General features: G+C 60.2%; 6 protein-coding genes. 1 reads left to right on the top strand and 5 read right to left on the bottom strand.

The features are described from left to right. Window positions 1-840 precede the first annotated feature (840 nt). From AC0L3K_RS40095 to AC0L3K_RS40080, 4 genes are all read right to left on the bottom strand, one after another. Window positions 841-1068 (bottom strand): hypothetical protein, encoded by a 228-nt coding sequence (locus tag AC0L3K_RS40095; RefSeq protein WP_473368155.1) that lies wholly within the window; start codon window positions 1066-1068, stop codon window positions 841-843. Window positions 1069-1261: 193 nt separating this feature from the next. Continuing rightward, the gene (locus AC0L3K_RS40090) at window positions 1262-1408 is read right to left on the bottom strand and encodes a hypothetical protein (RefSeq protein WP_473368154.1); all 147 of its coding nucleotides are present in this window, start codon (window positions 1406-1408) and stop codon (window positions 1262-1264) included. Between the two features lie 22 nt (window positions 1409-1430). Further along, complete coding sequence (locus tag AC0L3K_RS40085) at window positions 1431-1733, bottom strand: hypothetical protein (RefSeq protein ID WP_473368156.1); 303 nt, start codon at window positions 1731-1733, stop codon at window positions 1431-1433. A gap of 287 nt (window positions 1734-2020) precedes the next feature. Then, window positions 2021-3049, bottom strand: a complete 1029-nt coding sequence (locus AC0L3K_RS40080) for an IS110 family RNA-guided transposase (RefSeq protein WP_473368153.1) — start codon at window positions 3047-3049, stop codon at window positions 2021-2023. Between the two features lie 212 nt (window positions 3050-3261). On the opposite strand from AC0L3K_RS40080, the gene AC0L3K_RS40075 reads away from it, so the two are divergent. Further along, window positions 3262-3666 (top strand): response regulator transcription factor, encoded by a 405-nt coding sequence (locus AC0L3K_RS40075; protein ID WP_473368152.1) that lies wholly within the window; start codon window positions 3262-3264, stop codon window positions 3664-3666. 1662 nt (window positions 3667-5328) lie between these two features. Here the strand turns inward: AC0L3K_RS40075 and AC0L3K_RS40070 are convergent. Continuing rightward, complete coding sequence (locus AC0L3K_RS40070) at window positions 5329-6048, bottom strand: Crp/Fnr family transcriptional regulator (RefSeq protein ID WP_473368151.1); 720 nt, start codon at window positions 6046-6048, stop codon at window positions 5329-5331. Window positions 6049-6244 lie beyond the last annotated feature (196 nt).

Genomic DNA, 6244 nt, shown 5'->3' with positions numbered 1-6244 from the left:
CTACACCATGCTGGAACAACCGGCCATGGCGGCATAATTTAAACCAAATAGCCTCCGGCAAACCCGGGGCGGTTCAAGATTGCGTCTTCGATGGCGCGCTGCGCGCGGTCCAAGAGTTCCTGAGTTTCCGGGCTGAATTGTTCTGGCACGAGAGGCGCTCCGGCTTGAGGCGGGAGCGCTGTGGCGTCTCTCAGTCAACCGACGCCCTCGTGTGATAGGGTCTAACGTATCATGGGCAAGAAGGGTCCTAAAGCAGTTTTACCCTTCGCCAAGCTGGCGAGGTCCTTCCAGGCCAAAGCGGCCGTAACCACTTCAACCTCTCGGTTGGGCAAGTCGCGGCGATCGCCTTCTGCATCGCGGCGATGGCTTCTGCTTGATGGTGGAGGTCTCCAATCATCGGAGCAATCATTCGCCGCATTTATTAAGGCCGGCAAAAATCTACAGCCCGGAAAACTACCGGCTTATGACGCCGTGGAGCCTCTATCGAACCCCTGGTCCTGTGCTCGCCCAGTCCCGCGCCGCGAGTTCTTAAAGACCTGCGGTAGGTTTGCCGTCGTGACGCCTACAGCGATGACGCTACTGCTATCAACATCGCTGACGTCTAACGCCATTGCGCGGTCTGGCGGGGGCAGCTCGCATGAGCATCAGCATCACCACCACCATCATCATCATGACCATTAAGGCAGTGGCATTTCGATAGGCGGTGCCTTGGGCAACGCCGTAGGCGATCATGCCGGCCTTACGCCGTCGTCGGCATGGGCGGCCCTGGCGCGCTCCTTTAGCCCCCCTGCGCTCCGGGGCGCTTTCCCTCACAGGCACATGACCCTAGCCGGGCGAACATCAGCGGGCCGCCGCGCTCACCGCAGCGCCACGGCGCGAGGACCCTTCGGCGTATTGCTGCGCTACTCGGCGGGTTTCTGAGGTGCGCTCGTCCAACTCCGCGAGGGTAACGACTTGCTCGGCGCGCCGCGCCAGCTCGTCATAGTTCTTCGCAACTTCACGAAGCGTCGCATGGGTCTGCGAGAACTGGCAATTATCGGCCTTGGTGCGAAATTCTTCGGCACGCAACGCCAGTACTTCGGGGTGTGCATCCGTTCCGCGCCCATGGCCCAATCCCCTGAATCGGACCCTTCCAGTTTCTTAATGCAGGTTAAGTCCGCTGGTTCCCGGATGCACGTTAAAACGGAACGGTTGCCGTCGCGGCGGACAACTCGGCGGTTGCATCGCTGCAACTGCCGATACGCAAAATGACCGCCAGCGGCTACCTCACAACCCGGTAGACGTTCGCCGTCTTACGGCGCGGCCCGACTTCGGGGCTTGGCTTCCCGGCATTGAGCGCGCGCATGATCCCAATCCGGGCGAACATCACCGGCCCGCCGCGCTCGACGACCAGCAGCAGCGCTTCCATTGCCGCCTGCCATTCCACCCGATCACGGACGCCCTTGGGCAGGTTGGAGATTTAGCGGCCGGCGTACGCCAAGGCGCGACCTCTTGGTGCTCCAGTCGGGCCGGACGTCGGCGCCGCGCGTCCCGCAGGCGGAGCAGACGCAACGCTCCTCGATGTCGGATAGTCGTATCTCATCGGGCCAGGTGTCGGCGCTGACCGCGACGTGATGGCCGCAATGGCACCAGACCACGACGCCGCTTACGCCCATCTCGCGCAGCTCGGCGAAGGTGATCTTGACTGGGCGGCGACCGGCAGGGGTGGTGCTATGGCGGGCAGGATGAGGCATGCCGCCATCAAAACGGCTGAGGGCCATGTGTGGACGGCTCCGGGTTGGCAAGGAGAATCTTCACTTGCGGCGTTGGTCGGAGCAGCCATGTGTTCGGCCTTCTTGTGCGGTACTCTTGACCGCTGGCCATAATGCCCTCCGCGGATCAGGTCCCGATCAAAAGCACGCATTCGAAGATGCCATGGCCCATGTGGGTTGTCCTGATCGCCGGATCGACCGGCGCTGCATTAGTGCTGTTCGCCCTTCCAACCGTTACGTTACAGCCGGGCGACCGGCTGTGATCTCGTTCACGCCGTAAGACTGGCGGGTTCCTTATAGGGTTCGTTCCTGGCCATCATCGCCCATGCCATCCTGGCGAGCTTATTGGCGAGTGCGATGGCTGCGACCTTGGTGGGGCGGCGTGCCAACAACGCGGTGAGCCAAGGCCGATGGCTCGTGCCATGGATCTTGGCATAGCGGATCACGGCGAGTGCGCCCGCTGTGAACAGGCTGCGTAAATAGCGATCGCCTTGCTTGCTGATACGGCCAAGCTTGTCCTTGCCCCCACTAGAGTTCTGCTTCGGCACGAGCCCGACCCAGGCCGAGAAGTCCCGTCCCGATCGGAAGGTTGTGGCATCGGCAACGCTTGCGACTAGCGCCGTTGCCAGTGCTGGACCGACGCCAGGGATCACATCCAGTCGCCTGCTCGTCGCGTTTGATCGATGCCAGGCAATAATGCGCTTATCGAACTCCAGGATCTGAGCCTTCAGTACCCGCAACTGACCGCCGAGAGCCGCAAGACACGCGCGGGCCACCTCCGGGACCCGGCGGTCAGCTGGATCGGCGACGACTTCCAACAGCTGTTCGACACCCCTGCGCCCGACGGGGGCAACAATCCCGAACTCGGCCAGATATGCACGGATCGAGTTGATGACAGCATGCTGGCGAATGAAGAGATGGCGTACGCGATGAAGCATCAGACAGCTCTGTTGCTCGTTCGTCTTGGTCGGCACGAACCGCATGTTGGGCCTTGTGACCGCCTCGCAAATAGCCTCCGCGTCGGTGCTGTCGTTCTTCTGCCGCTTGACGTAGGGCTTCACATAAGCCGGAGGCATCAGACGCACCGTATGCCCCAACGCCTGCAGCTCGCGGGACCAATGGTGCGATGAAGCGCAAGCCTCGATCCCAACTAGACACGGCGGCAACTTCTCAAAGAAGGACAGCACGAAGCGGCGCTTGTGCTGACGGCGTATGATCACCTGGCCGGCTGCATCGACCCCATGTACTTGGAAGACCGAGTTCGCGATATCCAGACCAATCGTTGAAACTGACTGCATAGGTTGTTCCTCCGAATCGTGGGAGCCTTAAACGGCGCCCAGTCTTTGGCACTCTCGTGCCCGTGGAGGAGCCGTCCACAGCATCAATAAGCGACCTCGCAAGCTGAGGGAGGACACCACCGATTGAGGCGGTCTGCCCCGTGGGCGCGAGTTGGCTGAGTGTTCGCGACGGACTAGATCTTCTTGATTTGGATCAAGGGTCGGCTAACACCTTGGGCAAACACTACAACGGGCAGGATACGGTTATGGCACCGAAATCGCCGATCGTGATCGTGGTCGATGACAATGCGTCATTCCTGAAGGGCGTGGCGCGACTGTTGGTGCTCGACGGCATCGACGCCCGGACGTTCAGTTCAGCCGAGGCTCTGATTGAGAGCGGGAGCGCGAAGACGGCTAGTTGCTTGTTGCTTGACATCCACCTCGGCGGAATTTCGGGGATCGAGCTGCATCGCCGACTTGCGGCATCGGGATCGAAGTGTCCGGTCGTCTTCATGACGGGGAACGAGGACGAGGGCACGCGCAATGAGGCGGTGGACGCGGGGTGCATCGCCTATTTGCGCAAGCCGTTCGCACGGCAGGCCTTGCGAGATGCCATTGGCAAAGTACTGGCGTATTAGCGCGCGCTCCGTCGAGATAGGTCAATCGGACCCCACTCGTCGAGGGTCATCCAACTTCCGCTGTATCCCGATGACCAGACAGGTTCAAAGCAGGTCTGCACTTCGCATTTGGGCCAGAAGCGGGAATGCTAAATGAGCGGCTCGCAAGGACGGGTGAAGTTCACTCCCTTCAGGTAGGTGGCTGCCGTCCGCGTTGGATGAGTCTCTTGACCGCAGCAATGGTGCGAGCGAGCTGTCTAGGCCAGAGCGACCTACGTGGCGGAGTGACTATGAGAATGTAGAGCAGGTTCAGCAGCAGCCAGCAGCCGACCGCGATGAATATGTATTTCATCCAACAATCCCGGAACACCCGGCGACGACGGCAAAGTCCAAAGCATAAACTTGCGGAGCAGCTTTCTTATGATCGCCCGGCAGTCGGTGATGTAAAAAACGGGAACGAAGCCATATAGCGAACTGCGTTACGGCGTCGCTCGAAATAAACAGCCAACAGTGCTGACAGTTTTCTGCAGGGCGCGTAGGCCCCAGCCAGGTTGGGAGAAACAGCCGGGGCCGGTGTCCCATTGCACGTGCCGCAATCGGCCGTAATCGGCACGCCCCAAGTCTCACATGCACAAGCTCAAACAATTTCGCCGGCGCCGGACTAGGGCTCGTACTCATGAAGCGGCGGCCGCCTGATGTCCGGTTTGCCGCCAACATCGGCCAAAGAGCGCCAACACCGGAAGTCGAGGAACGACGCCCTGCCCCCCATAGCACCGGCTCACGTCGGAAAACGACGTCGCCACGCCGGACCAGCCGCTGATACACTTCACTTCTGCCGAGGCGGTGGTGAGCGCGGCGTCACGCGCTTGCTGCGCGCCGCTGCCTACGAAGCCGCCGTCGGGCAACGCCTGGAAGAATGCTGTCCTCATACTCGGTCCGCTTGCAACGAATGTTGCTCTCACTCAGTGGTAAAGTTATTCGCGCTGTGGTTGGATTTTCGTTGGCGTTCGGCGCCCTGGAGTTGTTTGACGAAGTTTTCCTGAAACAATGAGCTGCTATAGTCTGTGTTAGCGTGACTTTGTTTTTTCGGGCAGACAATCAGGTCAACCAATCGGCTGTTGAGCTTGGAACTGGTGCAGTCTGCGAACGGGCTCACATCGAAGAGCCGTCTGAAGTGGCTACAATCACGCGAAGATCGCGGTGGAAAGATCTGACACTGACACTCAAACGGTGGGGGTGACGATGCCCGCCATATTCGACCTGCTCTATCGTGAATATTGCCGCGCCTGCCTCGCTGAAATGCGAAAGCAGCTTCTGATCCCAGCTGAACGCCCTGAAGCTCCAGACATCTGGGATTACAATCCTGCGGATCACAGCAGCGACGACAGGACCAACACACCGCACCGAACCGGTCACAGGCGTGCCGAACAGCGGCCCCGAGACAGGCGGCCTCTCCCGGCGCAGCAGTGACAGGCAACAGCTCGGGAGGCAACTATGAACACCCCAGAATGCTACACTGTAACGGTGGCTTGCGTCTCGTGTTTGACCATTATCGGTTTAATGCTTGTCGGGGCGTGGTGAACGTGAGCTACTTACCGCTAGACCGCGACCGTCGGCCGTTACTGAGCCGCAGGCAAGCAAGAAGGTCCAGTCAAACAAAGAGCGGCGGCTCACTTTCGCGGATCAGGCGGCCACCAACTCCTTGTCATACATGCGCTTGATTCTGTGTCGCATCACGGCGTAGCACTCGCAAGCGATCTTCTCGAGCCGCCTTCGGTCGATGTCTAGCATTCCGCGTCGGTCTGATAAGACGCCGCCCGCGGCCCGAAGTCTGCCCATCGTTAGCGTCACGGTCGTTCGGCGGACCCCGAGAAGTTGTGCGAGCGCCTCATGCGTTAGCTGGATTCCGCTGTCTGCGGTGCGGTCGTGAATCTCAAGCAACCATCGAGCCATGCGGCACTCCACCGGATGCACCGCGTTGCAAGCGGCCGCGTTGTTAAGCTGCAACAATTGTGTGCGGAGATGGAGCCGTAGAACACGCCTGATCGTGTCGCTTTGCTCATAAGCAAGCTGCAATTGCGAAACAGGGACCTGGAGCGCGGCTCCAGGGACGTAGGCAGTTGCTGTGACTGGGGAGCGTGAGGGACTTAGGACGGAGAGAGCGCCGACCGCCCCTTCCGAGCCCATGAGAGTTGACGCGACAATGCGTCCGTCCGACATTTCAACTAGGAACGCTATGGCCCCGCTGAGGGGGAAATAGACCTGCTTGAACTCATCTCCCGTTCGCACCAGTACAGTATCAAGATCGAACGACGTTTTCTGGGTGTAGGGCGCGAGCAAGTTAAGGTCCGCGGGCGGCAACGCAGCCAGCAGCCTATTCCCAAGGCCATTCTGGAGCGACATCGTCGGTATTCCTCTTAAGCACGCAGAAGCAACGACGGCTCAAACCCTCGCCCAGGAGGCAGGTTCCAATTACTGGCCATTTTCTACCTGGCCAGTTTTCCGCGTGCCTCGGCTCGAACGTCCGCTAGACTGTATGTCCCCCCACAAAATGAGGCGACTCACCCTCGATGTTGCGACGAGGGTTGCCCGGATGGAC

Source organism: Bradyrhizobium sp. MI1.10 (assembly GCF_055811035.1).
This window is presented reverse-complemented; position numbering and strand designations above follow the sequence as displayed.

Bases quoted from the DNA above. Each gene is read 5' to 3' on its own strand.
- AC0L3K_RS40090 (WP_473368154.1), bottom strand. From the start codon at position 1,408: ATGGAAGCGCTGCTGCTGGTCGTCGAGCGCGGCGGGCCGGTGATGTTC.
- AC0L3K_RS40085 (WP_473368156.1), bottom strand. From the start codon at position 1,733: ATGCCTCATCCTGCCCGCCATAGCACCACCCCTGCCGGTCGCCGCCCA.
- AC0L3K_RS40080 (WP_473368153.1), bottom strand. From the start codon at position 3,049: ATGCAGTCAGTTTCAACGATTGGTCTGGATATCGCGAACTCGGTCTTC.
- AC0L3K_RS40070 (WP_473368151.1), bottom strand. From the start codon at position 6,048: ATGTCGCTCCAGAATGGCCTTGGGAATAGGCTGCTGGCTGCGTTGCCG.